General features: G+C 57.1%; 21 protein-coding genes. All 21 read left to right on the top strand.

Features of this window, described 5'->3' with window-relative positions; genetic code table 11:
* Positions 1 to 175 precede the first annotated feature (175 nt).
* Entirely contained in the window at positions 176 to 3364 is a 3189-nt protein-coding gene (locus HMPREF1986_RS12160; RefSeq protein ID WP_036600665.1) for an SbcC/MukB-like Walker B domain-containing protein, read from the top strand.
* A 108-nt stretch (positions 3365 to 3472) separates the two neighbouring features.
* Complete coding sequence (locus tag HMPREF1986_RS12700) at positions 3473 to 4105, top strand: 3D domain-containing protein (RefSeq protein WP_009216012.1); 633 nt, start codon at positions 3473 to 3475, stop codon at positions 4103 to 4105.
* Positions 4106 to 4216: 111 nt separating this feature from the next.
* Positions 4217 to 5149, top strand: a complete 933-nt coding sequence (locus HMPREF1986_RS12150; protein ID WP_021775158.1) for a YitT family protein — start codon at positions 4217 to 4219, stop codon at positions 5147 to 5149.
* A gap of 94 nt (positions 5150 to 5243) precedes the next feature.
* The gene (locus tag HMPREF1986_RS12145) at positions 5244 to 6098 is read left to right on the top strand and encodes a class B sortase (RefSeq protein WP_196806139.1); all 855 of its coding nucleotides are present in this window, start codon (positions 5244 to 5246) and stop codon (positions 6096 to 6098) included.
* A gap of 56 nt (positions 6099 to 6154) precedes the next feature.
* Positions 6155 to 6301 carry a hypothetical protein gene (locus HMPREF1986_RS13215; RefSeq protein ID WP_155978815.1) on the top strand — a complete coding sequence of 49 codons (147 nt, stop codon included), beginning with the start codon at positions 6155 to 6157 and terminating at the stop codon, positions 6299 to 6301.
* A gap of 139 nt (positions 6302 to 6440) precedes the next feature.
* Positions 6441 to 7100 (top strand): amino acid ABC transporter permease, encoded by a 660-nt coding sequence (locus HMPREF1986_RS12140; RefSeq protein WP_036600661.1) that lies wholly within the window; start codon positions 6441 to 6443, stop codon positions 7098 to 7100.
* 97 nt (positions 7101 to 7197) lie between these two features.
* The gene (locus tag HMPREF1986_RS12135; protein WP_051273938.1) at positions 7198 to 7821 is read left to right on the top strand and encodes an amino acid ABC transporter permease; all 624 of its coding nucleotides are present in this window, start codon (positions 7198 to 7200) and stop codon (positions 7819 to 7821) included.
* Between the two features lie 99 nt (positions 7822 to 7920).
* Positions 7921 to 8718, top strand: a complete 798-nt coding sequence (locus tag HMPREF1986_RS12130; protein WP_036600643.1) for an amino acid ABC transporter ATP-binding protein — start codon at positions 7921 to 7923, stop codon at positions 8716 to 8718.
* A gap of 105 nt (positions 8719 to 8823) precedes the next feature.
* A complete protein-coding gene (locus HMPREF1986_RS12125) occupies positions 8824 to 9720 on the top strand; it encodes a cysteine ABC transporter substrate-binding protein (RefSeq protein ID WP_009216004.1) in 897 nt (298 codons plus the stop codon).
* Between the two features lie 284 nt (positions 9721 to 10004).
* Positions 10005 to 10682 (top strand): AIM24 family protein, encoded by a 678-nt coding sequence (locus HMPREF1986_RS12120; RefSeq protein ID WP_036600641.1) that lies wholly within the window; start codon positions 10005 to 10007, stop codon positions 10680 to 10682.
* A 142-nt stretch (positions 10683 to 10824) separates the two neighbouring features.
* Positions 10825 to 12141 (top strand): aspartate kinase, encoded by a 1317-nt coding sequence (locus HMPREF1986_RS12115; protein ID WP_036600657.1) that lies wholly within the window; start codon positions 10825 to 10827, stop codon positions 12139 to 12141.
* A 19-nt stretch (positions 12142 to 12160) separates the two neighbouring features.
* On the top strand, positions 12161 to 13429 hold the full coding sequence (locus HMPREF1986_RS12110) for an NAD(P)/FAD-dependent oxidoreductase (protein WP_021775149.1): 1269 nt from the start codon (positions 12161 to 12163) through the stop codon (positions 13427 to 13429).
* A 105-nt stretch (positions 13430 to 13534) separates the two neighbouring features.
* The gene (cmk, locus tag HMPREF1986_RS12105) at positions 13535 to 14197 is read left to right on the top strand and encodes a (d)CMP kinase (protein WP_036600655.1); all 663 of its coding nucleotides are present in this window, start codon (positions 13535 to 13537) and stop codon (positions 14195 to 14197) included.
* A 15-nt stretch (positions 14198 to 14212) separates the two neighbouring features.
* Entirely contained in the window at positions 14213 to 15100 is an 888-nt protein-coding gene (gene ispH, locus HMPREF1986_RS12100; RefSeq protein ID WP_021775147.1) for a 4-hydroxy-3-methylbut-2-enyl diphosphate reductase, read from the top strand.
* On the top strand, positions 15081 to 16214 hold the full coding sequence (gene rpsA / locus HMPREF1986_RS12095; RefSeq protein ID WP_036600639.1) for a 30S ribosomal protein S1: 1134 nt from the start codon (positions 15081 to 15083) through the stop codon (positions 16212 to 16214). Before ispH ends, rpsA begins: the two co-directional genes overlap by 20 nt.
* 217 nt (positions 16215 to 16431) lie before the next feature.
* Positions 16432 to 16929 carry a CYTH domain-containing protein gene (locus HMPREF1986_RS12085; RefSeq protein ID WP_021775146.1) on the top strand — a complete coding sequence of 166 codons (498 nt, stop codon included), beginning with the start codon at positions 16432 to 16434 and terminating at the stop codon, positions 16927 to 16929.
* Between the two features lie 45 nt (positions 16930 to 16974).
* Complete coding sequence (locus HMPREF1986_RS12080; protein ID WP_021775145.1) at positions 16975 to 17442, top strand: flavodoxin; 468 nt, start codon at positions 16975 to 16977, stop codon at positions 17440 to 17442.
* Positions 17443 to 17616: 174 nt separating this feature from the next.
* Positions 17617 to 18984, top strand: coding sequence for a trigger factor (tig, locus tag HMPREF1986_RS12075; RefSeq protein ID WP_021775143.1), 1368 nt, complete (start codon positions 17617 to 17619; stop codon positions 18982 to 18984).
* Between the two features lie 195 nt (positions 18985 to 19179).
* Positions 19180 to 19809: an ATP-dependent Clp endopeptidase proteolytic subunit ClpP gene (clpP, locus tag HMPREF1986_RS12070; protein WP_009215993.1), complete on the top strand. Its 630-nt coding sequence runs from the start codon at positions 19180 to 19182 to the stop codon at positions 19807 to 19809.
* Between the two features lie 6 nt (positions 19810 to 19815).
* Positions 19816 to 21132, top strand: coding sequence for an ATP-dependent Clp protease ATP-binding subunit ClpX (clpX, locus tag HMPREF1986_RS12065; protein ID WP_021775142.1), 1317 nt, complete (start codon positions 19816 to 19818; stop codon positions 21130 to 21132).
* Positions 21129 to 21812, top strand: coding sequence for a ribosome biogenesis GTP-binding protein YihA/YsxC (yihA, locus tag HMPREF1986_RS12060; RefSeq protein WP_021775141.1), 684 nt, complete (start codon positions 21129 to 21131; stop codon positions 21810 to 21812). The genes clpX and yihA overlap by 4 nt, the downstream gene beginning before the upstream one ends.
* The last annotated feature ends 402 nt before the right edge of the window (positions 21813 to 22214 follow it).

The following is a 22214-nucleotide window of genomic DNA, read 5'->3' as shown; positions in this document are numbered from 1 at the left end:
CTGTGATCCGGTGCGCAGCGTGATTTGTCGTGTAGCCGTGATTTGTCGTCTGCTGCCCTTCTTTTTTGGGAAGGAGTGCGCCGGAAGCATTGTCCTTTTATTGGGAGAGCGCCGCTTTTATGGCGGAGAAAAAAAGCGGGGAAAAATCCCCAAAGTGCTGAGAACGGAGAATCTTATGCGCCCTTTGCAGCTTAAGCTCCAGGCCTTTTCCTCCTACGGGAAGGCCGTGACCATCGATTTTACAAAGCCCAATCAGGAGCTATTCCTCGTGAGCGGAAATACCGGCTCCGGGAAAAGCTCGATCTTTGACGCCCTGGTCTTTGCCCTCTACGGAGAAGCGAGCTCCGGGGCGAATAAAAAGAGCGGATCCGAGCTTCAGAGCCAGTATGCGCCGCTTTCCTTAGAGCCCTTTGCGGAGCTTCGCTTTTCGGAGAGGAGGGGGGAGAGGGAGGAGATCTACACGGTGCACCGCGTTCCCCGCCATATCCGCCCCTTAAAAAGAGGACAGGGCTTTAAGGAGGAGAGCGGAAGGGTATCCCTCCTTCTTCCGGACGGGAGCGAGTATCCGGAGAAGGAGGCGGACCGAAAGCTTGTCGAGCTTGTAGGGCTGAGCAAGACACAGTTCATGCAGGTCGCGATGATCGCGCAGGGAGAATTCATGGAGCTCCTCCGGGCGCGCTCTGAGGAGAAGAAGCTGATCTTTCGAAAGCTTTTCGGGACGGAGCTCTATCAGAGACTGACGGATGAGCTTTTAGGGCGCCTCCGGGAGAAGGAGAGAGGACTGGCCGCCCTCTGTACGGAGAGCAGGACAGAGCTCTCCCACCTTCTCGTCCCGGAGGGGGGGAGCTGGCAGAGACTTTTGGAGCTTCAGAAGCGTCTCCTCTCGGAGGATGGCCTCTCCGCCGCACTGATGGACGACTTTCTCCGGGGACTGGAGGCGCTGCTCTCCTCCTTGGAGGAGGAGAACAGAGAGATCCTTTCACGCTATGAGAGCTGCTCCCGGGAGAGAAATGAAAAACGGGACCGCTATAAGGAGGGGGAGGCTCTGGCGCGGGCCTTCACCGAGCTCTCGGATGCGGAGAAGGAGCTGTCCGAGCTTAAGGGACTTGATCCTGAGTTTTCGGAAAAAGAGCTTCTCTCCCGGAAGATCCGCTTCTCCTATGAGATCTCCTCCCTCTTTCTCCGCCTAAGAGACAGTGAGAAGAGGCTGTCTCTTCTCCGGGAGCAGGAGACGCGGGAGAGGGAGGCTCTTCCGGGCTTTCTCGAGAGGGAGAGGGCAGAGGAAGCGGAGCACGAGAGGCGGAAGCTCGCCTTCGAGGAGGCGACGAGAGACTATGCCAAGATCAAGGAGAGGGCAGAGGAAGCGATTGAGAGCTTTCAGAGAAGAAAAAGAGCGGAGAAAAAATTCCTTTTGGCGGAGGATGCCCTCAGAAAGACAGAAAAAAGCCTTTTGGAGCTTGCGGGAAAAAGAGCAGAGCTCTCCGGGAAGAAGGAGGAGGCGGAGAGGGAGCTCCGGGCGCTCTCGGATCTTGAGGTCCGGCAGGAGCGCTGGAAAGGGGAGTGGAGGGAGGCAGAGCAGAGAGAGGAGGAGCTTCGGGATCTGGAGAGAGCGCTTCGGGAGCTGAGCCTGCAGGAAAAGAGGGCGAAGGAGCTCAGGGAGCGCTATGACAGGCTTTGCGGAGAGGTCCGGAGGAGAAATAAGTTCTATCAGGAGGCGAGGGAGGCCTTTCTCGATGCGCAGGCGGGAATTCTCGCGAGGGAGAAGCTATGTCCCGGCTCCCCCTGCCCTGTCTGCGGCTCCCTGGAGCATCCTTCTCCCTGCAGGATTCCGAAGGAGAAGAGGATTCCGGGGAGGGAGGAGCTCGAGAAGCTGAGGGAGAGTGTATTTCTCCTGCAAAAGGAGCAGGAGGAGCTCTCCGGAGAGGCCGGGGCTTCAGAGAAGCTCCGGGAGGAGAAAGCGAGGGCATATTCCAGAGCGGTCGAGGAATTCCGCGGGAGGATTTCCGCGGAGGAAGGGAGCATGGAAAGGGAAGAGGAGCTCTCCGCTTTTTCCTCTAAGCTCCTCCTGGGAAGGGAGAGACTGGAAAAAGAGAGAGAGAGGCTTCGGAAAGAGGGGGAGAGGGCGGCCTCTTTGGAAGAAGGGATCAAAAAGCTTTCAGAGATCCTGGAGAAAGCCGCAGAGGAGGAGAAGAAGGCCGAGAGCGAGCTTCTCTCCCGGAAAGAGGAGCTCAGTGCGGCGAAGGCGGAGCGGGAGAGCTGCCTTTTCAGGAAGCTCTATCCGGATGAAGAGGCCGCGAAGGCGGATCTCAAGAGGGCTTCGGAGAAGCGGAAGGAGGGACAGAGGAGGCTTTTAGAGCAGGAGCAGAGACTTAGAGAGCTGAGGGAGAAAAGGGCGGCCTCGGAGAGTCTCCTTTCCAGCATCCGATCGGAGCTTCCCGCCTGTGATGCGGAGCATAAGGAGAGGAGAGCGGCCTATGAGGGGCTCCTCATCGAAAGGAAGCTCTCTGAAAAAGAGTGGATGGAGGTCTGCGGAGCACATCGAAGGGAGGAGAGCGATGCGCTCGCCTCAGAGCTTAATAGACATGCGGAACGGAAGGCAGCGCTTTCCGGGAGGATCCTCGCCGCGAAAAAAAGCACAGAAGGGAGGGAAAAGCCGGAGCTTTCAGAGCTTTTCCGGGAGAGGGAGGAGGCAGAGCGGCGCTTTCTCCTTCTCTCGGAAAAAAAGGAGAAGCTCTCGATGCTCCTCCTCTCGGACCGCGCTCTCTCCCGGGCGCTCCTTCCCAGGATGGAGGAGCGGGAGAAGCTCTCGAAGGAGGCCTCCCGCCTGGAGGGACTTTACCGGTGTCTCTCCGGGAAAAGGAGCGGCTCCCGCATGGATATCGAGACCTATGTGCAGAGATATTTCCTAAGGCGCATCCTTCGAAATGCGAATCTTCGCTTCCGGGAGATGAGCCTTGGGCAGTACGAGCTTCGCATGATCCCGGAGGAGCAGGCCGGGGACGGGAGGAACCGGGGCCTGGACTTGACGGTATATTCCTATGTGACGGGGAAGGAGAGGGAGGTCCGCACGCTCTCCGGCGGGGAGTCCTTTATGGCGGCTCTCTCTCTTGCGATGGGGATGGCGGATCAGATCCAGGAGAGCTCTGCTTCGGTGCATCTGGAGCTTATGTTCATAGATGAGGGCTTCGGCTCACTGGATGAGCATGCGAGAGAGCAGGCGGTCCGCGTGCTCCGCGATATGTCCGGCGGGGGAAAGCTTCTTGGTATTATATCCCATGTCTCCGAGCTGAAGCAGGAGATCGAGGATCAGCTCCTTGTCACAAAGGACGCGGAGGGGAGCCATGTCCGCTGGCAGATCAGCTGAGAAAGGCTGAGCCGGAGTTGACAAAACGGGTCGATTTTGACATAATGCGAGAAGACAGAGCAACGGAAGAAGATCTTGTTCTATCGCTTTGGAGCAAGGGGGATCGGTATGAAAAGGAATGGGATTAGGAGGCAGTCCCGGAGAAAGGCGGGCGGGGCGGTGATCGAGCTTCCCGCGGGATACCGGAGAGTACAAAAAGGGGGAAGAGGGCATTTGTTTGCCCCGGCGCTGGCCCTTCTTCTCGTCAGTATAAATCTTCTTGGCGCCGGAAAGAGGATGCAGTCGCAGGCTGTCACCAGAAACGGAAGCTCCTCCGGAGAGAGCGCAAAGGCAGAGGGGGGAACTCAGGTTTTGGATTATCAGAGCCCGGTGGGATCGATTCGCCCCGCCCGCTCTTCCGATTCGCCCATGATCTCTGACTTCGGTCCGATCACGGGAGAGGGCGGCGTCATTGATCTCGGAGTCTTTGAGCTGACGGCCTATGACAGGACGGAGTGCCTCGACGAGGAGGGGAATCTGAACCGGACCTGTACCGGCACGATACCGCAGGCGGGACATACCATAGCCGTGGACCCGACTGTCATTCCGCTCGGCTCCCGGATCGAATTTGACGGCGTCGTCTATACGGCGGAGGACACGGGGGGGAAGATCAAGGGGCGCATCATCGACGTCTACTTTGATACGCACGAGGAGACGGAAGCCTTCGGAAGACAGCGGAAGAATCTGTACCTGATCCGCTGAGCTTTTCTTCCGCTCTCTCGAATAAGCGGGACAGGAGCTTTGCGAAGCCGAAAGAGCGCGCCGGAGAGCGCGCTCTTTCGGCTTTACGGCCCTCCCGCAGAGGAGCTTACCATGGGAAAGGCTGTGAGCCATCGCATTTTGGAGATCCTGCTGGATCTTCTGAAGATGAGTGCCGCGCTTTTGATCGTCGCGGCGTCCGTCTATTTCTTTTTGATTCCGAGTGGGGCGTCGGTCTCCAGTATCTCAGGGCTTGCGATCATTCTGCAGCACTTTACCGGGCGCAGCATTTCAGAGCTCACGATGCTTCTGAATATCGCCCTCCTGCTCCTTGGATTTCTGACCTGCGGCAGAGAATTCGGAGCAAAGACGGTCTACGCCTCGATCCTGCTTCCGCTTTTCCTCGGATTTTTCGAGCGTCTTTTTCCGGCGCAGGGCTCCCTCACGGGGGATCAGACTCTGGATGTGGTATCCTACATCTTCACCGTGAGCATCGGCCTTTGCATCCTCTTTAATGACAATGCCTCCTCCGGCGGTCTCGACATCGTGGCAAAGATCATGAACCGCTATCTCCACATGGAGATCGGAGCCGCGATGTCTCTTGCGGGGATGTGCATCGCCCTTTCCTCGGCGCTGGTCTCGGATAAAAAAACGCTGGTTCTCTCTATCTTGGGGACCTATTTCAATGGCATCATCCTGGATCATTTCATCTTCGGACAGACGATGAAAAAGAAGGTCTGCATCATTTCAAAGGAGCAGGAGAGAGTCCGGAGCTTCATCCTCCGGGAGCTCCACAGCGGTGCTACGGTCTACGATATCATCGGAGCCTATCAGCTTGAGAAGCGGCAGGAGCTGGTCACGATTGTGAACCGCCAGGAATTCCAGCGGCTCATGCGTTTCCTCCGGGAGATCGATAAGGAGGCTTTTATCACGGTCTACCAGGTCACGGAGATGCACTATATCCCGAAGGGGCCGCTCTATCCTCCTCCCGGAGAGCGGATCCCGGGTCCTTCCTCCGGGGCAGAGGAGGAGAAGGACCGAGGCTAAGCTCTCTTTAGAGGAGCCGGGGAGAACGGAGAGGGAAAAGAAAACGGGGATCAGTCAGCGGAAATCGAATCGGCGCATGGAGGAGGCGAAAAAGATGGATGATAGGAAGAGGAGCAGAGGGAAGAAGCAGCTTCGGGGAAGAAATCTTTGGATCTTCCGGCTGCTGCTCCTTTTGTCTGCCGCGGGGATCCTTCTCTTTGGCTCCCTTTTTCTGAAGGAGTACAGGGAGTACAGGGCGGCGGATCAGGAGTACGCATCGCTTCGCGAACATATCGAAGTCGGAACGGAGAGCGGAGAGACGGAGGAGAGCGCGGAGAGCGGGGAGAAGGCAGAGAGCGGAGAGAGCGAGCGCCCGGAGCTTAAGATCGACTATGCGGCCCTCCAGAAGGTGAACCCGGACTTCTCCGCGGTTCTCTATTTTCCCGCTCTGGACCTCCGCTATCCGATTGCGGCCGGGAAGGACAATGAGGACTATATGCACCGATCCTTCGAGGGAAAGTCCAATGCGGCGGGCTCGATCTTTTTGGATGCGGCGGCCTCAAAGGACTACAGCGATCTCAATACCTTTGTCTTCGGACACAATATGAAAAACGGATCCATGTTCGGGAAGCTGAAGCTCCTCCTGAAGGACCCCGGGCTCGCATCCTCCAATCCCTATCTCTACCTCTGCCGGCCGGACGGCATCCGGAAATACCGGATCTTCTCCTATTTCGTCACCGACGTAGAGGATGCGGTCTATCGGGATGTGACGGAGGCGGACTATGAGAGCTATGTGGAGCGGAGTCTGAAGCGTTCCGCTGCCCCGGAGTCATCAGAGACCGGCATCGACTTCACGGAGAAGCCGAAGCTCCTCACCCTCTCCACCTGCTCCGGCCCGGGAAGTGCGGGGAAGAGACTTCTCGTCCAGGCGGCCCTGGTGGAGCAGTGGCAGGAGGGGGATGCGCAGTGAGGCTTTTGGGAAGGAGAGCTTGCTTTCCGGCCTGACTTGACAGGAGAGGGCGGCAGATGATAGAATCCCTATCAGTCGGCGGGGATTTTGGGGTGTATCGTTTTGTGCCCGGGTCCGGCAGAGAAGAGAAAGAGGAGAAGAGCATGGCAAAGCAGAAAAAAGAGATGATCTTTTCTTGTTGCCTCCGTATGTGTGACGCATAGGAGGCCTTTGCCGCGCGCGGATTTCGCGTATTCCAGGGAGGAGCAGGCAGGACCTGCTCCTCCCTTTTTACGTATCGGCTCTTCATTACGGACCCATTTCTCCGGCGCGGGGAAGATAAGCAATCGGACAGGAGGCAGCGTGGATTTTTCATTTATTCGAAGATTTGCACCGATGTATTTTGATGCGGCGAGGCTGACTCTGGGGATCGCAGCGCTCGGCATTCTCTTTTCCGTTCTGATCGGAGCGCTTTGCAGCGTCACAGAATACTATAAGCTTCCCATCCTCCGCCGGATCGCTTCGGCCTATGTGGAATTGTCCCGGAATACACCTCTCCTCGTCCAGCTCTTCTTTCTCTATTTCGGACTTCCGAAGCTTGGAATCCGGATGAGCTCCGGACTCTGCGGCGTCGTGGGACTGAGCTTTCTGGGCGGAGCCTATATGACGGAGAGCTTCCGGGCGGGGCTGGAGGCCGTGGAGGGGGTCCAGAGGGAGGCGGCGCTGTCTCTTGGGCTCACGCCGCTTCAGAGCATGGGCTATGTGATCTTCCCGCAGGCTCTTGCGCTCTCTGTCCCCTCCCTCGTCGCGAATGTGATCTTCCTCATCAAGGAGACCTCCGTCTTCTCCGCGATCGCTCTGGCGGATCTTATGTATGTGGCGAAGGATCTGATCGGCCTTTATTATCAGACCGAGGAGGCGCTTTTCATGCTGGTCCTCTTCTATCTCGTGCTTTTGCTTCCGATCTCTATTCTCGGAACTCTCCTGGAAAGGAGGCTTCGCTATGCGGGCTTCGGCGATTGAGCTCTTTTCTCTTTCTTCGCTTCTCTCTTTGCAAAATACGGGCGGGAGAGAGCGGGGCATCGGCATCCTCTTTGACGGAAATAATTTCGAGAGGCTGATGGGAGGACTTTTTGTGACGATCCGGATCAGCCTCCTCTCCGCGGCGCTCTCCCTTCCGCTCGGCATCCTCTTTGGCATGCTCATGACGAGAAGGAATCCCCTTACAAAGGCGCTGAGCCGGATCTATCTCGACTTTATCCGGATCATGCCGCAGCTTGTGCTCCTCTTCCTGGTCTATTTCGGAACGGCACGGGCCTTCGCTCTGAGCCTCTCCGGGGAGCTGAGCGCGGTCATCGTCTTCGTCCTATGGGGGACGGCGGAGCTCGGAGACCTTGTGAGGGGGGCGCTTGTCAGCATACCGAGGATACAGTATGAGAGCGCCGCGGCACTCGGCCTGACACCGCTTCAGACCGCATTTTTCATCATCATACCCCAGACGGTCCGGCGTCTGATCCCTCTCGCCATCAATCTTGTGACGAGAATGGTAAAGACGAGCTCCCTGGTCGTCCTGATCGGGGTCGTGGAGGTCCTTAAGACAGGGCAGCAGATCATCGATGCGAACCGCTTCCGCTACCCGACGGCGGCGCTCCCGATCTATGGCGTGATCTTTCTCCTCTACTTCCTGGTGTGCTGGCCGATCTCTCTTTTCGCGGGCTATCTGGAAAAAAGGTGGAGGGACTGATGCCCTCTCTGCGGGTCGGCATCGCTTTGGATGGGACGGGGAAGGGGCAGCTTCAGTCTGCGGGAGCGGAAAATTTCAGGAAAGAGGGGAAGGGAAATCATGACGGAAGATGTTCTTCTTTCTATCAGAAATCTCCATAAGAGCTATGAGTCGGGAAATGCGATTCTCAGAGGGATCGATCTGGATGTGAAAAGGGGAGAGGTGCTCGTCCTCCTCGGGCCCTCCGGCTGCGGGAAGTCGACCCTGCTCCGCTGCATCAATGGTCTGGAGAGGATCGACGGGGGGAGCATCCGCCTGGACGGAGAGCTCATCAGCGGGAATCCGAGGGAGCTTCCGAAGATCCGGCAGAAGCTCGGCATGGTATTCCAAAGCTACGAGCTTTTTCCCCACATGACAGTTCTGGAGAATATCACGCTCGCGCCGATCCGGGTGCAGAGAAAGGGGAGGGCGGAGGCCGAGCGGGAGGCGAGGGAGCTTCTCCTCAGGGTGAATCTGTCGGAGAAGGAGAAGGCCTACCCCAGGATGCTCTCCGGAGGGCAGAAGCAGAGGGTCGCAATTGTGCGGGCCTTAGCCATGCACCCGGAGATGATGCTCTTTGATGAGGTCACGGCCGCGCTGGACCCGGAGATGGTCAGGGAGGTTCTCGATGTCATGATGGAGCTCTCCGAGCGGGGGATGACGATGCTGATCGTCACGCACGAGCTGGCCTTTGCCCGGGCGGTCGCGGACAGGATCCTCTTCATGGACCAGGGGAATATCGCGGAGAGCGGGGAGCCCGAAGCCTTTTTTACGGCTCCGAAGACGGAGAGGGCGAGAGACTTCCTCGGGAACTTCCTCTTCTCCTCCAAAAAGAAGGGAAGAGAGGGAGAGGGGAGGCTTTCGGAAGAAGCGGATTGATCCCTGCAAATTTCGACAGGATCCGCATTTTCCGAGGATGGATGGAAAAGTTTTTTGGATCAGTGCCGGATGAGAGGATGAGATCCGGAGAAAGGGAGAGACAGTATGAAAAAATCAATGGCGGCAGCAGTTTTTCTTTCGGCGCTTCTTCTTGCGGGGGCCCTGTCCGGCTGTGCCTCTCAGAGCGAAAAGACCGGGAGCAGCGCGCAGAGCGCGGCGGAGGGGAAGAAGGAGGGATCTGCATCCTTTCGCACGGTGGAGGAGATCCGGAATTCCGGGGTGATCCGGATCGGTGTCTTTACGGACAAGGCTCCGTTTGGCTATATCGATTCAAAGGGGGAGAATCAGGGCTATGATGTCTTCTATGCGAGGCGCATCGCGGAGGATCTCGGGGTGAAGGCGGAGTTTACCTCCCTGGACCCGGCCTCCCGCGTGGAATATGTGAGCACCGGAAAGATTGACATTACTCTTGCGAATTTTACGGTCACAAAGGAGAGGGCGGAGCAGGTGGATTTCGCGCTTCCCTATATGAAGGTCGCGCTCGGCGTGGTTTCCCCGGAGGACAAGGAGATCAAATCCGTCGAGGAGCTGAAGGGAAAGACCCTGATCATCGCAAAGGGCACGACGGCGGAGACCTATTTTGAGAAGAATCATCCCGAGGTAAAGCTCCAAAAGTACGATGCCTACGCGGACGCCTATAATGCGCTCTTGGACGGAAGAGGGGACGCCTTCTCCACGGACAATACCGAGGTCATAGCCTGGGCGAAGACGAACCCCGGTTATGTGGTGGGGATCGAAACTCTCGGGGACTACGACACGATTGCGGCCGCGGTCGCGAAGGGCAATACGGAGCTTCTGGATTTCCTAAATGAGGAGATCCGGGCGCTCGGGAAGGAGAATTTCTTCCATAAGGACTATGAGGAGACCTTAAAGCCGGTTTTCGGGGACGACACGGACCCGGATTCCATCGTGGTCGAGGGCGGAGAGGCTGTAAAGAATTGATCCTCTCATAATCTTAGAAACCGCCTCCAAACGCCGTGCCTTATCCGAGAGATAAGAAGCGCAGTCTGCGGGAGGGGCATCCCGGGAAAGGCCGGAAAATTCCTCCCCGGGAGGGAGTGCCTTCTCTGAAAACGCGAAAGAATGAAATACTATCTGTCGGACCATTTACATTTCTCTGAAAAATTGATAAAAACGAATTGACAGAAGGGCCGCGGTCCTGATAGTTTAAACTATCGGTGCAGCGCGGAGAGAAACATGAAAAGCAGAAGATAGGAGGAAGCAGTATGCGTTATCAGATCGAGGGAGGAAGTCTTCCGGCGGTTGTCATCCAGCTGGACGCGGGAGAGACGATCATGAGTGAGCTCGCGGGGAGGACCTGGGCCAAGGGACCCATAGAGACGGAGACGAGGGGGACCGGCGGGATCGGGAAGAGCATCGGGAGGATGTTTTCCGGAGAGAGCCTCTTCATGAGTCACTATACCGCGAAGGGACCGGCGGAGATCGGCTTCGCCTCTTCCTTTGCGGGGAGCATCATCGCGAGAGAGCTCGGGCCCGGAGAGAGCCTGATCTGCCAGAAGTCCGCCTTCCTTTGCTCTACGTCCGGCGTTGATCTGTCGATCTTCTTCCAGAAAAAGCTGGGGGCCGGCTTCTTCGGAGGAGAGGGCTTCATCATGCAGAAGGTCACGGGACCGGGAGTGGTCTTCCTGGAGCTGGACGGCTATGTCAAGGAATATGACCTTGCGGCGGGGGAGGAGCTTGTCTGCGATACCGGGGTGCTCGCGCTGATGGATGCGAGCTGCAAGATGGATATCCGGATGGTAAAGGGCTTAAAGAACAAGCTCTTTGGCGGAGAGGGCCTTGTGGACACCGTCATCACCGGCCCGGGGAAGGCCTATATCCAGACGATGTCCCTCGCTCACCTGGGCGGGATTCTGTCTCCCTATATCGTACAGAAAAAGTAGAGAAGCGGATTTTCGAAGGGGAAAATGGACGCACCGGGACGGCTCTTCTTGTAGAAGAGCCGTCCCGGTGTTATAATCCTTCTCATTCCGCGGGGAGGGAAGACCGGATTCCCCTGCCCCGGAGAGGATGAGGGGGATTTTTATGAAGCTTGTGAAATTCGGCGGGAGCTCCTGTGCTTCCGCGGAGCAGTTTAAAAAGGTCAGGGAGATTGTTTTCTCGGATCCCGCGAGGCGCTATGTCGTCGTCTCCGCGCCGGGGAAGCGCTTCCCGAAGGATGAGAAGGTCACGGACCTTCTCTATCTTCTCTATGAGGATCTGCGGGAGGGGAGGGGGATGGAGCGGCAGCTCCCGAAGATCGAGAGGCGCTATCGGGAAATCATAGACGGCCTCTCCCTTTCCCTGAGCCTCGAAGAGGACTTCAGGGAGATCCGGGAGAGACTTCTCGCCGGGGAGAGCTGTGCCTACGCGGCCTCCCGCGGGGAGTATCTGAATGCGAAGCTCATGGCGGAGTATCTCGGCTTCCCCTTTTTAGACGCCGGGGAGCTCATCGCATTCCGCCCGGACGGGGAGTGTGACTTCCGGGAGACGGAGAGAAGAGTCGGGGAGAGACTCCGGGACATGGAGAAGGCGGTCATACCCGGCTTCTACGGTCTGGACCCGGAGGGAAGGACCGTGACCTTCTCCCGGGGCGGCTCCGATGTGACAGGCTCCTTGATCGCGGCGGGACTTCACGCGGATCTCTATGAGAACTGGACGGATGTATCCGGCTTTTTGGTCGCTGACCCCCGGATCGTGAGAAAGCCGGAGGTGATCGACTATATCACCTATCGGGAGCTTCGGGAGCTGAGCTATATGGGGGCGAGCGTGCTCCATGAGGACGCGATCTTCCCCGTCCGGAAGGAGGGCATCCCGATCCAGATCAAAAACACCAACCGACCCGAGGATCATGGGACGATGATCGTCGCAAATACCCTGAAGAAGCCGCGCTTCATCATCACGGGGATCGCGGGGAAGAAGAATTTCTGTTCCATCAATATCGAAAAGGCGATGATGAACTCGGAGATCGGATTTATCCGGAAGGTCCTTTCCGTGATCGAGGAGAACGGGATCAGCGTGGAGCATACGCCGTCCGGCATCGACACGATGACTCTCTTCATTCATCAGGAGGAGCTGATATCGAATGAGCAGAAGGTATTGCAGGGGATACAGAGGGCGGTGAATCCGGATCTCATCGAGCTGGAGGCGGATCTGGCCCTGATCGCGGTCGTCGGGCGCGGCATGAAGTCCGCCCGGGGCGTTGCGGGCCGCGTCATGAGCGCTTTGGCGCATGACTACATCAATATCAAGATGATCGATCAGGGATCGAGTGAATATAATATCATCATCGGGGTCCGGAATGAGGACTTTGAGGCGGCGATCCGCGCGATCTACAATATGTTTGTGCTTTCCGCGTCGTAGAAGAGGGGGGCTTCGGGCCGTGAAAATCGCAGTGATCGGCGGAGGAGCCGCCGGAATGATGGCAGCGCTCTCCGCAAAGAAAGTGAATCCCGGGGCCGAGGTTTTGCTCCTGGAGAAGAACGAAAAACTCGGGAAGAAGATCTTTATCAGCGGAAAGGGCCGCGGGAATCTCACAAATTCCGCGGATATCGGGGACTTTCCGCAGCACTTTTTCAGAAACCCCCGCTTTCTCTACTCCGCCTTCTCCGCCTTTTCCAACCGGGACCTATGGAGGCTCATGGAGGAAAACGGCTGTCCCCTGAAGGAGGAGCGGGGAGGCAGGGTCTTTCCCCTCTCTGACCACGCCTTTTCGATCACAGACGCTCTGAAGCGCGCCCTGAAGAAGGCGGGAGTGAAGCTTCTTTATCGAACGGAGGCAAGAGAAATCCGGCTTCAAAACGGAGCGGTTTATTCCGTTTGCTGCCGGGAGGGAGAGATTTCAGCGGATCGGCTCATCGTCGCCACGGGGGGGCTTTCCTACCCCTCCACCGGCTCTACGGGGGACGGCTATCGCTTTGCCGGGGAGACGGGACATCGGCTGCGGGAATGCCTCCCCTCCCTCGTTCCGCTCCTCGTAGAGGAGGGGGACTGCCGCTTTCTCCAGGGGCTGAAGCTAAGGAATGCGGGGCTTTCGATCCGGGACGAGGAGGGAAGGTCTTATTATGAGTCCTTCGGAGAGATCGATTTCCTCCCGGATGCGCTTTCCGGGCCGATCATCCTATCCGCTTCCGCCGAGCTGACAGAGCTTTTGCATTCGGAAGAGGCGAAGCGGGGCCTTCTTCTCACAGCGCACATCGACCTAAAGCCCGCCCTCACGGAAAAGATGCTGGAGGGGAGACTGATCCGGGAGCTGGAAAACGCCGGGGGCGGAGGGCTGGAGCGGGTGCTCTCCGCCCTTCTTCCGCTCCGATTTCTTCCGGTTTTTTTGAGGAGACTGGAGAAAAGGGGGATCTCCCGCCGGGAGAAGGCAGGGGAGCTCTCCCGGGAAAAGAGGAGGGAGATCGAGACTCTCTTTCGGGATTTTTGCTTTACGATCCGGGGCACCGCCTCCTTTCGGGAGGCCATCATCACAAGGGGAGGGGTCGATACCCGAGATATTTCCCCAAAGAGCATGGAGTCCCGGAGGGTCCGCGGCCTTTACTTCGCCGGGGAGCTCCTCGATATCGATGCCTCTACCGGGGGCTATAACATGCAGGCGGCTTTTTCCACAGGCTTTCTCGCGGGGAGGTCCGCGGCGGAGGAAAGATAGGAGGACGCGGATTGTATCGAGAATCCACCCGCACTTCTCCTCCTTCGGGGAGGGAGCGCTTTTGTCAGCTTGCGGCAGAAAATGCCGCGGATTTCGGAGGTCTCTATGCCCTATACTATCGCAATCGACGGTCCCGCGGGAGCGGGAAAGTCTACGGTCGCCCGCGCTCTTTCGCGAAGGCTCGGCTGTCTCTATGTGGATACCGGTGCGATGTACCGCGCTCTTGCGCTTTTTTGCCTCCGGCATGCGCTCCCGCTCCACGACGAAGAGGCTGTCTCGAAGGCCGTGGAAGGGGTCTCTGTCTCCCTTCGCCCCGGGGAGGACGGGGGACAGAGGGTGGAGCTTGACGGGGAGGATGTCTCCGGGGAGATTCGGACGCAGGAGGTCGGGGATGCCGCCTCTGTGATCTCCTGCTACGGCGCGGTCCGCACGAAGCTCCTCTCCCTGCAAAGAGAGCTCGGAGAGAAGCATTCCGTGGTCATGGACGGCCGGGATATCGGGACGAGGGTTCTCCCCGGGGCAGATCTTAAGATCTATCTCACGGCATCCTCCGAGGTCAGAGCCCGCCGGAGGATGCGGGAGCTTCTCGAAAAGGGGGAGAAGGCGGATTACGCTGCGGTGAAGAGAGAGGTGGAGGAGCGGGATTACCGGGATATGCACCGGGAGATCGCGCCTCTTAAGAGGGCGGAGGACGCGCTGCTTCTGGACTCCTCCGATCTTACGATCGAGGGGACGGTCGATGCGATCCTCGCTCTCTCAAAGGGCTGAGAGGAGAGCTTTCTTATGGCGGGATCGGGGAAGAGGGTGGTGGTCGCAAAGAGCGCCGGATTTTGCTTCGGGGTACAGCGCGCGGTGGATCAGGTCCTCCGGATCGCGGAGAGGGAGGAGGCAAAGCCCCCCTCCGAGAGGAAGCCGATCTATACCTACGGGGCGATCGTACACAACGATACCGTGGTCACGGCCCTGAAGGAGCGAGGCGTGTCCGTGCTGGAGACACGGGAGGAACTCGAGGCGCTTTCCGGGGGCATCGTCATTATCCGGGCGCACGGAGTCCCCAGGGAGATCTATGAGCTCCTCCGGGAAAAGGGGATCGAGACGGTGGACGCGTCCTGCCCCTACGTCCGGAAGATTCAGCGCCTCGCGGAGGAGCACACGGGGAGAGGGGAGAAATGCTTCATCGTCGGGGATCCTCATCACCCGGAAATCATCGGCATCATGGGCTGGGCCAGAGGAAGAATCACGGCGCTTCCCGGTCCGGAGGAGGCGGAAAAGCTTCCGGACGGAGGGGGAGAGCGGGTCCTTGTGCTGGCACAGACCACATTTAATGTGGACAAATTCAAGTTGCTTATTGATATTTTAGAGAAAAAGCGGTATCATACTAACGTTATAAATACGATTTGCAACGCAACTTTCGAAAGACAGGAAGAGGCCAAGAAGCTTGCAGGGAGCTCCGATGCCATGATCGTCATTGGAGGAAGCAGTTCATCAAACACGAAGAAGCTATTTGAGATTTGCCAGTCGGAATGTCGGAACACGCAGCTGATACAAACGGTCAAAGATCTTAAACTCTACTCGGATGAAGCGATTCGCAACGTAGCTATTACAGCAGGGGCCAGTACCCCGAAAGAAATCATTAAGGAGGTTCTAACTTATGTCAGAAATGAGTTTTGAACAAATGCTGGAGGGATCACTGAAATCAATTCATGCGGGAGAGATCGTAACAGGCAAGGTCATCAGCGTCAAGCCGGATGAAATCGCTCTGAACATCGGTTACAAGTCCGACGGGATCCTGACCCGCAGCGACTACAGCACCGATAATTCCCTGGATCTCACGACGGTTGTCAATATCGGAGACGAGATCGAGTGCAAGGTGAAGAAAGTAAATGACGGCGAGGGGCAGGTCATCCTCTCTCACAGGGACGCGCTGCAGTCCAAGGCCTCCGAGGAGCTCAGGAAGGCCTTCGAGGAGGGCGCAGTCCTCACCGGACGCGTGATCCAGGTGGTCAAGGGCGGACTCAATGTCGAGGTGAACGGAGCGAGAGTTTTCGTGCCGGCCTCTCTGGTCTCCGACAGCTTCGAGAGGGATCTGAACAAGTATCAGGGGCAGGACATTCAGTTTGTGATCACGGAGTTCAATCCGCAGAAGCGCAGAGTGATCGGAGACAGGAAGCAGATCATGCTCGCCCTGAAGAAGGAGCAGCACGACAAGCTCTTTGCGGAGCTCCGGGAGGGAGATGTGAGGACCGGCGTCGTGAAGAATCTCACCGACTTCGGCGCCTTCATCGATCTCGGCGGTGCGGACGGCCTTCTCCATATCTCCGAGATGAGCTGGGGACGCATCGAGAATCCGAAGAAGCTCTTTAAGCCGGGGCAGGAGGTCAAGGTCCTGGTCAAGGAGATCAACGGCGAGAGGATTGCGCTGACGAGAAAGTTCCCGGATGAGAACCCGTGGAAGGATGCGGATACGAAGTATGCCGCCGGGCAGATCGTAAGAGGAAGGGTCGCCCGCATGACGGACTTCGGCGCCTTCATCGAGCTGGACAAGGGGATCGACGCCCTGCTCCATGTCTCTCAGATTTCCAGAGAGCATGTCAACAAGCCCTCGGATGTCCTTTCGGTGGGACAGGAGATCGAGGCAAAGGTCGTGGATCTCGATGTGAATAACCACAAGATCTCTCTTTCCATGAAGGTCCTTCTCCCGGAGGAGGGCAGGAGAGAGGATGCCGATGTAGCCGATGTGGATATCGAGGCGGTCGGAAGAGCGGAAGCGGACGATGAGCAGTAAAGCATCGGAAAGCGCCGTTTAAGAAGGGCTTTGCGGCCGGGCAGGATAGCTGCCCGGCCTTTCCTTTTCCGAGGAGCGGAATGCCCCGGGACAGAAAGACGCGGCCCGTTTTTCCGCGGAGAGGGAATCCGCATCTCCTGCGGCATAAAAGCAGGGACATTTCGAAAGGGGCAGAGGCAGTTCGCCGGAAAAGCATCCCGGAACAAAGGAGGGGGACATGGCACTGGAGATCGAGAGGAAGTGGCGGATCCGGAGACTTCCGGAACGGCTCTTGGAATATCCGATAAAGGAGATCGAGCAGGGCTACCTGAACTTTTCTCCTGCGATCCGGGTGCGCCGCTCCCGGCTGGACGGGAAGGAGCACTACAGCATGAGCTATAAGGGCTCCGGACTCCTCTCCCACGAGGAGGTGAATCTCCCGCTGGACAGGGAATCCTATCATTCCCTCTTAAAGAAGGCGGAGGGGATCATCATTCGAAAGAGGCGTAGTCTCATCCCCTTTGGGGAATACCGGATTGAGCTGGACCGCTTCCTGGGCGAGCTGGAGGGGCTCTGGATCGCGGAGGTCGAGTTTCCGAGCGTGGAGGAAGCGAGGCGGTTTCAGGGACCGGACTGGTTCTCTGAGGATGTGACGGAGAGCGGGGAGTATGCCAACTCCCGCCTCGCGCGGCTCGGGAGACCGCCCGCTTCTGCCCTTTTTCCTCAGGAATCATGATAGGGCCGCACTTTGCCAAAGGAGGTTTTGCCAAAGGGGGTTTTTATGAAGCCTTTCATTGTATATTATTCCTATTCAGGGATAACAAGAAGATTAGCGGAAGATATTGCCTTGATTACGGATGGAGAACTGAGAGAACTGAAACCGGAAAGGCCTTATTCCTTTTCGTATAATACAGCGGTAAAGGAAGCGAGAGAAGAAATTGAAAAGGGATATTGTCCTCCTCTTATTCAGATTCAGGGGGCGGAAGCGATTAAGAATGCAGAGCTGATTTTTATAGGCTCTCCGAATTGGCTGAAAACCTTTGCCCCACCCGTTCGCTCGTTTTTAAGAACGGTGGATTTGAGCGGAAAGACCATCATTCCCTTTTGCACGCATGGCGGAGGCGGCTTTGGGAGAATGATTGAGGATTACAAAAAGGAATGTAAGCATTCCATCATTAAAGATGGGATAGCGTTAAAGGGGGACTACAGCTTTGATGAACTGAAAGCATGGTTAGACAGTAATTTGTAGGTCTCCATTTATGCTTTCGGCCGGTGAGCGGAAGCGGGAAGGAGCATTTACAGGCCGGCAGCGCTTTTACGATGTGCGGCTTGCCAGCGCTGTATTTCAGTGTTATACTGCATAACCGGGTGCGCCGTGGATTCGGCGGGGATCATGACAGAAGATTTGTGGAGGTGCTCTTAAATGAGTGTTAAAGTTGAAAATTTAGAAAAAAACATGGCGAAGCTCACCGTGGAAGTGGATGCCGCGGATTTCGATCAGGCGCTTACGGAGGCCTACAGAAAGAATAAGGGCAGATTCAATCTTCCGGGCTTTCGCCGGGGCAGGGCGCCGATGCAGATGATCGAAAAGATGTATGGTCCGCAGGTCTTCTATGAGGATGCCCTGAACGGGCTTTTGGACAAGAGCTATCCGGATGCTGCGAAGGAGTCCGGCCTCTCCATTGTCTCCCGTCCGGAGATCTCCGTGGAGCAGATTGAGAAGGGAAAGAATCTGATTTATACCGCGACGGTTGCCCTGAAGCCGGAAGTGAAGCTGGGAGAGTACAAGGGAGTGAGCGTCGAGGGCGCGGATTCTTCGGTGACGGAAAAGGAAGTCGAGGATCGTCTCAGACAGGAGCTGGAGAAGAACGCCCGCATGATCGATGTCGACCGGGAGATCAAAAAGGGAGATATCAGCTCCATTGACTTTGTGGGATCCGTGGACGGGGAGGAGTTCGTCGGCGGACGGGGAGAGGATTATCCGCTCACCATCGGGAGCGGGACCTTTATCCCGGGCTTTGAGGATCAGCTGATCGGCCATAAGGCGGGGGAAGAGGTCGATGTCAATGTGAGCTTCCCCGAGGATTACGGGGCGAAGGAGCTCGCCGGAAAGGCAGCGCTCTTCAAGGTCAGCATCAAATCCGTAAAGGAAAAGCAGCTTCCGGAGGCGGACGATGAATTCGCCTCCGAGGTCTCCGAGTTCGATACCCTGGAGGAATACAAGAAGGATCTCGAGAAAGGGCTCCGGGAGGAGAAGGAGAAGCAGGCTGCGCTGCAGAATGAGAACCGCGTCATCGATAAGGTCGCTGAGAATGCGGAGCTGGACATCCCGGAGCCGATGCTCGAGGAGCAGCTGGAGCAGATGTACCGGGACTATGCGATGCGGCTTCAGCAGCAGGGGATTCCCATCGAGCAGTACATGCAGATCACCGGACAGACCGAGGAGAAGCTGAAGGAGCAGATGAAGCCGGGGGCGGAGAGAAGCATCCGAAATTCCCTGGTGCTCGAGGCGGTCCAGAAGAAGGAGAATATCACGGTACCGGACGAGCGGGTCGAGGAGGAGTTTAAGAAAATCGCGGATCAGTACAAGATGAAGTATGAGGATCTCATGAAGACGGTCAGCGAGTCCCAGAAGGCATCCGTCCGGAGAGAGCTCGAGCTTCAGGCGACGGTCGATATGCTGCTTTCCGAGGCAAAGCTCACAAAGCCGGAGAAGAAAAGCGAGAAGAAATCCGAAAAGAAGTCCGAAAAGAAGTCTTCGGAGAAGAAGGAAGAGGGAGAGGAGTCCTGATTAAGATCTCCGGGAGAGATTTGGGAGCGCTGCGAAAGCCGCGCTCCTTTTTTGAGAGAGGATCAGAGGATTTGAGGATCGCTTCCCTCGAGACTTTCAACCGGCAGTTTATTCCTCTTTCAGGGAAAACATGGTAGCATAGCGGCATAGCGTTTCCCTTGGCGATAGAAGGAGAAGATAGAAGGAGAAAATAAGATGAGAGATTTTTCCGATCCGAGAGGCATTGCCACGATCCCCTATGTCATTCAGTCCACATCGCGCGGAGAGCGGAGCTACGACATCTTTTCCCGCCTCCTGAACGAGCGCATCGTCTTTCTCGGGGACGAGGTGAATAACGATACCGCATCCCTTGTGGTGGCTCAGCTTCTCTATCTCGAGTCAGAGGATCCGGACAAGGATGTCAGCCTTTATATCAATTCCCCGGGAGGGGTGATCACGGCCGGCATGGCGATCTACGATACGATGCAGTATATCAAATGCGATGTCTCCACCATCTGTGTGGGTATGGCGGCCTCGATGGGGGCCTTCCTCCTCGCCGGCGGCACAAAGGGGAAGCGCATGATTCTTCCGAATGCGGAGGTCATGATTCATCAGCCCTCCGGAGGCGCCCAGGGGCAGGCGACGGAGATTCAGATCACCGCGGAATGGATCCTCCGGACGAAGAAGCACATGGCGGAGATCCTCGCCGAAAACTGCGGGCAGAGCCTGGAAAAGGTGCTGGAGGATACGGAGAGGGATCATTGGATGGACGCGGAGCAGGCGCTCTCGTACGGACTGGTCGATCGGATCTTCCGCTCCAGAGGGGAGTCGGAGGGAAAGGCGTAAGGGGCTATGCAAAAGATGGATATGAGGGAGCGCTGCTCGTTCTGCGGAAGACGCTATGATCAGGTGAAGAAGATGTTCCGGGGCAATAACGGGGCCCTGATCTGCAATGAGTGCATCGAGCTGAGCAGCGAGATCCTGGCGGAGGATTATCGGAGGGAAGAGGCGGAGGCGCAGGCGGAAATCACCCCGAAGCTCTTAAAGCCAAAGGAGATCAAGGGCTTTCTCGATGAGTATGTCATCGGTCAGGATGAGGCGAAGAAGGTGCTCTCCGTCGCGGTCTACAATCACTATAAGAGAATCAGCTCCCGGATTCAGGACATTGAGGTCCAGAAATCCAATATCCTGCTGATCGGAGCGACGGGGACCGGGAAGACCTACCTCGCGCAGACTCTCGCGAAGATCCTGGGTGTTCCCTTTGCCATTGCGGACGCTACGGCGCTCACAGAGGCGGGATATGTCGGAGAGGATGTGGAGAACATTCTTTTAAAGCTCATCCAGGCGGCGAATCTCGATGTGAAGAGGGCAGAGTACGGCATTATTTACATCGATGAGGTCGACAAGATCACAAAGAAGTCGGAGAATGTCTCGATCACGAGGGATGTCTCCGGAGAGGGAGTCCAGCAGGCGCTCTTAAAGATCCTGGAGGGAACCGTCGCCTCCGTCCCGCCACAGGGTGGCAGGAAGCATCCGCAGCAGGAGCTGATCCAGATCAATACGAAGAATATCCTCTTTATCTGCGGAGGAGCCTTCGACGGACTGGAAAAGATCATCGAAAAGAGGATCGCCTCCGGCTCCATCGGCTTTGGAGCGGAGATCGTGGAGAAGAATCGAAACAGCTATGACGAGCTCCTGAAAAAGGTGCAGCCCGAGGATCTGGTGAAATTCGGCCTCATCCCGGAATTCATCGGCCGTGTCCCGATCGACGTCGAACTGGAGAGCCACGATGTGGAGAGCTTAAAGCGCATCCTGACCGAGCCGAAGAATGCGCTGATCCGCCAATATCAGAGGCTTTTCGAGCTTGACGGCGTGGAATTAAGCTTTACGGAGGACGCGATCCGCGCGGTCGCGGAGAAGGCGATCCAGAGAAAGACCGGGGCGCGGGGGCTTCGCTCCATCATGGAGGACATCATGATGGGGCTTATGTATGAGATCCCCTCCGATCCCTCGATCAGCGCGGTGGAGATCACAAGAGAGGTCGTGGAGGGAAGGGGGGAGCCTGTGCTGAGCCGTGATGAGAGCGCACTCAGCGCCGCAGCCTCCGATACGGCGGCCCGGCGCGGCGGCCGGGGGCGACGGCCCGGAAGGAGCGGAGAGGGAGCGTGAAGATTCGATCGGTGGAGCTTGCGAAGGTCTTGGGGGTGAAATCGGAGCTTTTTCGGAGCCGGGAGCCGGAATTTGTGATGGCGGGCCGCTCCAATGTCGGAAAGTCCTCCTTTATCAACTCCTTTATCCGGAGGAAATCCTATGCGAGGATCTCCTCTACCCCGGGGAAGACCCGGACCATCAACTTTTATCACGTAAACGGAAGCTTCTATCTGGTAGATCTGCCCGGCTACGGCTATGCTGCGACCGGGGCAGTGGAGCAGGAGAAGTGGGACCGCATGATCCGGAAATATCTGAGGGGCTCCGAGAGCATCGAGGAGGTCATACTCCTTGTGGATATCCGGCATGATCCCACGAAACAGGATATCCAGATGTTCCGCTGGATCGTGGATGCGACCGGCTACGAGCCGATTGTGATCCTGACGAAGTCGGACAAGATCGGAAAGACACAGCTTGAGAAAAGAGAGAGCTCGATCCGCGCCGTCCTCGGCGCCTCCGATGCCTGCCGCCTGATCCCCTTCTCCGCGCGGAGCCGGCAGGGCCTGGAAGAGATCTATGAGATCTTCGACAGCCTCCTCACAGAAGAAACAGCTTCGGAAGCGGACCATGGGGAGGGAGCTGTCAATCATAGGGAAGAAGCTGCCGGAATGACGGAGCGGAAGCGGACAAAAGAGGATTGACAGAGGCCCGGATCTGCGCTAAACTGAGACAGTCGCACAGACAGAAAAGCAGGTATCCACCTCACCTTGGCAGACAAAGCTCTGAACCCGGGTTAAGATTGAAGCTTTACTTCGCGAATTTCCATTCGCGAATTTTCAATGGTGGATCAGATTAAGATCCGCCATTTTTAGTGTATCAGTCCCTCTCAGGCGCCGGAGCAGACGCCGTGTTTACACGGGCGGCCGCTCCGGCATCTGAGAGGACAACAGGAATGAGCATGCAGGGCCGAAGGCCCGGAATGCGAATTCCTGGCAGCGTCGCGAAAGCTTCGAAGAAGCGAAGAGACGCTGGGACGGATACACGGCATGCCAACCGGCGTTCCGGGGCAAGCAAGCGCAAAAGACCGGCATCGAGGACGGCAG

The sequence above is a fragment of the Oribacterium sp. oral taxon 078 str. F0263 genome (assembly GCF_000469565.1).
In the GTDB taxonomy this organism is placed as follows: domain Bacteria; phylum Bacillota; class Clostridia; order Lachnospirales; family Lachnospiraceae; genus Oribacterium.
Note: the sequence above shows the minus strand (reverse complement) of the source record. Positions and strands in the feature narration are given on the sequence as shown.

What these genes read in the sequence shown, in the direction of transcription:
- HMPREF1986_RS12160 (WP_036600665.1), top strand. Translation starts at nt 176, where the DNA reads ATGCGCCCTTTGCAGCTTAAGCTCCAGGCCTTTTCCTCCTACGGGAAG.
- HMPREF1986_RS12700 (WP_009216012.1), top strand. Translation starts at nt 3,473, where the DNA reads ATGAAAAGGAATGGGATTAGGAGGCAGTCCCGGAGAAAGGCGGGCGGG.
- HMPREF1986_RS12150 (WP_021775158.1), top strand. Translation starts at nt 4,217, where the DNA reads ATGGGAAAGGCTGTGAGCCATCGCATTTTGGAGATCCTGCTGGATCTT.
- HMPREF1986_RS12145 (WP_196806139.1), top strand. Translation starts at nt 5,244, where the DNA reads ATGGATGATAGGAAGAGGAGCAGAGGGAAGAAGCAGCTTCGGGGAAGA.
- HMPREF1986_RS13215 (WP_155978815.1), top strand. Translation starts at nt 6,155, where the DNA reads ATGATAGAATCCCTATCAGTCGGCGGGGATTTTGGGGTGTATCGTTTT.
- HMPREF1986_RS12135 (WP_051273938.1), top strand. Translation starts at nt 7,198, where the DNA reads ATGGGAGGACTTTTTGTGACGATCCGGATCAGCCTCCTCTCCGCGGCG.
- HMPREF1986_RS12130 (WP_036600643.1), top strand. Translation starts at nt 7,921, where the DNA reads ATGACGGAAGATGTTCTTCTTTCTATCAGAAATCTCCATAAGAGCTAT.
- HMPREF1986_RS12125 (WP_009216004.1), top strand. Translation starts at nt 8,824, where the DNA reads ATGAAAAAATCAATGGCGGCAGCAGTTTTTCTTTCGGCGCTTCTTCTT.
- HMPREF1986_RS12120 (WP_036600641.1), top strand. Translation starts at nt 10,005, where the DNA reads ATGCGTTATCAGATCGAGGGAGGAAGTCTTCCGGCGGTTGTCATCCAG.
- HMPREF1986_RS12115 (WP_036600657.1), top strand. Translation starts at nt 10,825, where the DNA reads ATGAAGCTTGTGAAATTCGGCGGGAGCTCCTGTGCTTCCGCGGAGCAG.
- cmk (WP_036600655.1), top strand. Translation starts at nt 13,535, where the DNA reads ATGCCCTATACTATCGCAATCGACGGTCCCGCGGGAGCGGGAAAGTCT.
- ispH (WP_021775147.1), top strand. Translation starts at nt 14,213, where the DNA reads ATGGCGGGATCGGGGAAGAGGGTGGTGGTCGCAAAGAGCGCCGGATTT.
- rpsA (WP_036600639.1), top strand. Translation starts at nt 15,081, where the DNA reads ATGTCAGAAATGAGTTTTGAACAAATGCTGGAGGGATCACTGAAATCA.
- HMPREF1986_RS12085 (WP_021775146.1), top strand. Translation starts at nt 16,432, where the DNA reads ATGGCACTGGAGATCGAGAGGAAGTGGCGGATCCGGAGACTTCCGGAA.
- HMPREF1986_RS12080 (WP_021775145.1), top strand. Translation starts at nt 16,975, where the DNA reads ATGAAGCCTTTCATTGTATATTATTCCTATTCAGGGATAACAAGAAGA.
- tig (WP_021775143.1), top strand. Translation starts at nt 17,617, where the DNA reads ATGAGTGTTAAAGTTGAAAATTTAGAAAAAAACATGGCGAAGCTCACC.
- clpP (WP_009215993.1), top strand. Translation starts at nt 19,180, where the DNA reads ATGAGAGATTTTTCCGATCCGAGAGGCATTGCCACGATCCCCTATGTC.
- clpX (WP_021775142.1), top strand. Translation starts at nt 19,816, where the DNA reads ATGCAAAAGATGGATATGAGGGAGCGCTGCTCGTTCTGCGGAAGACGC.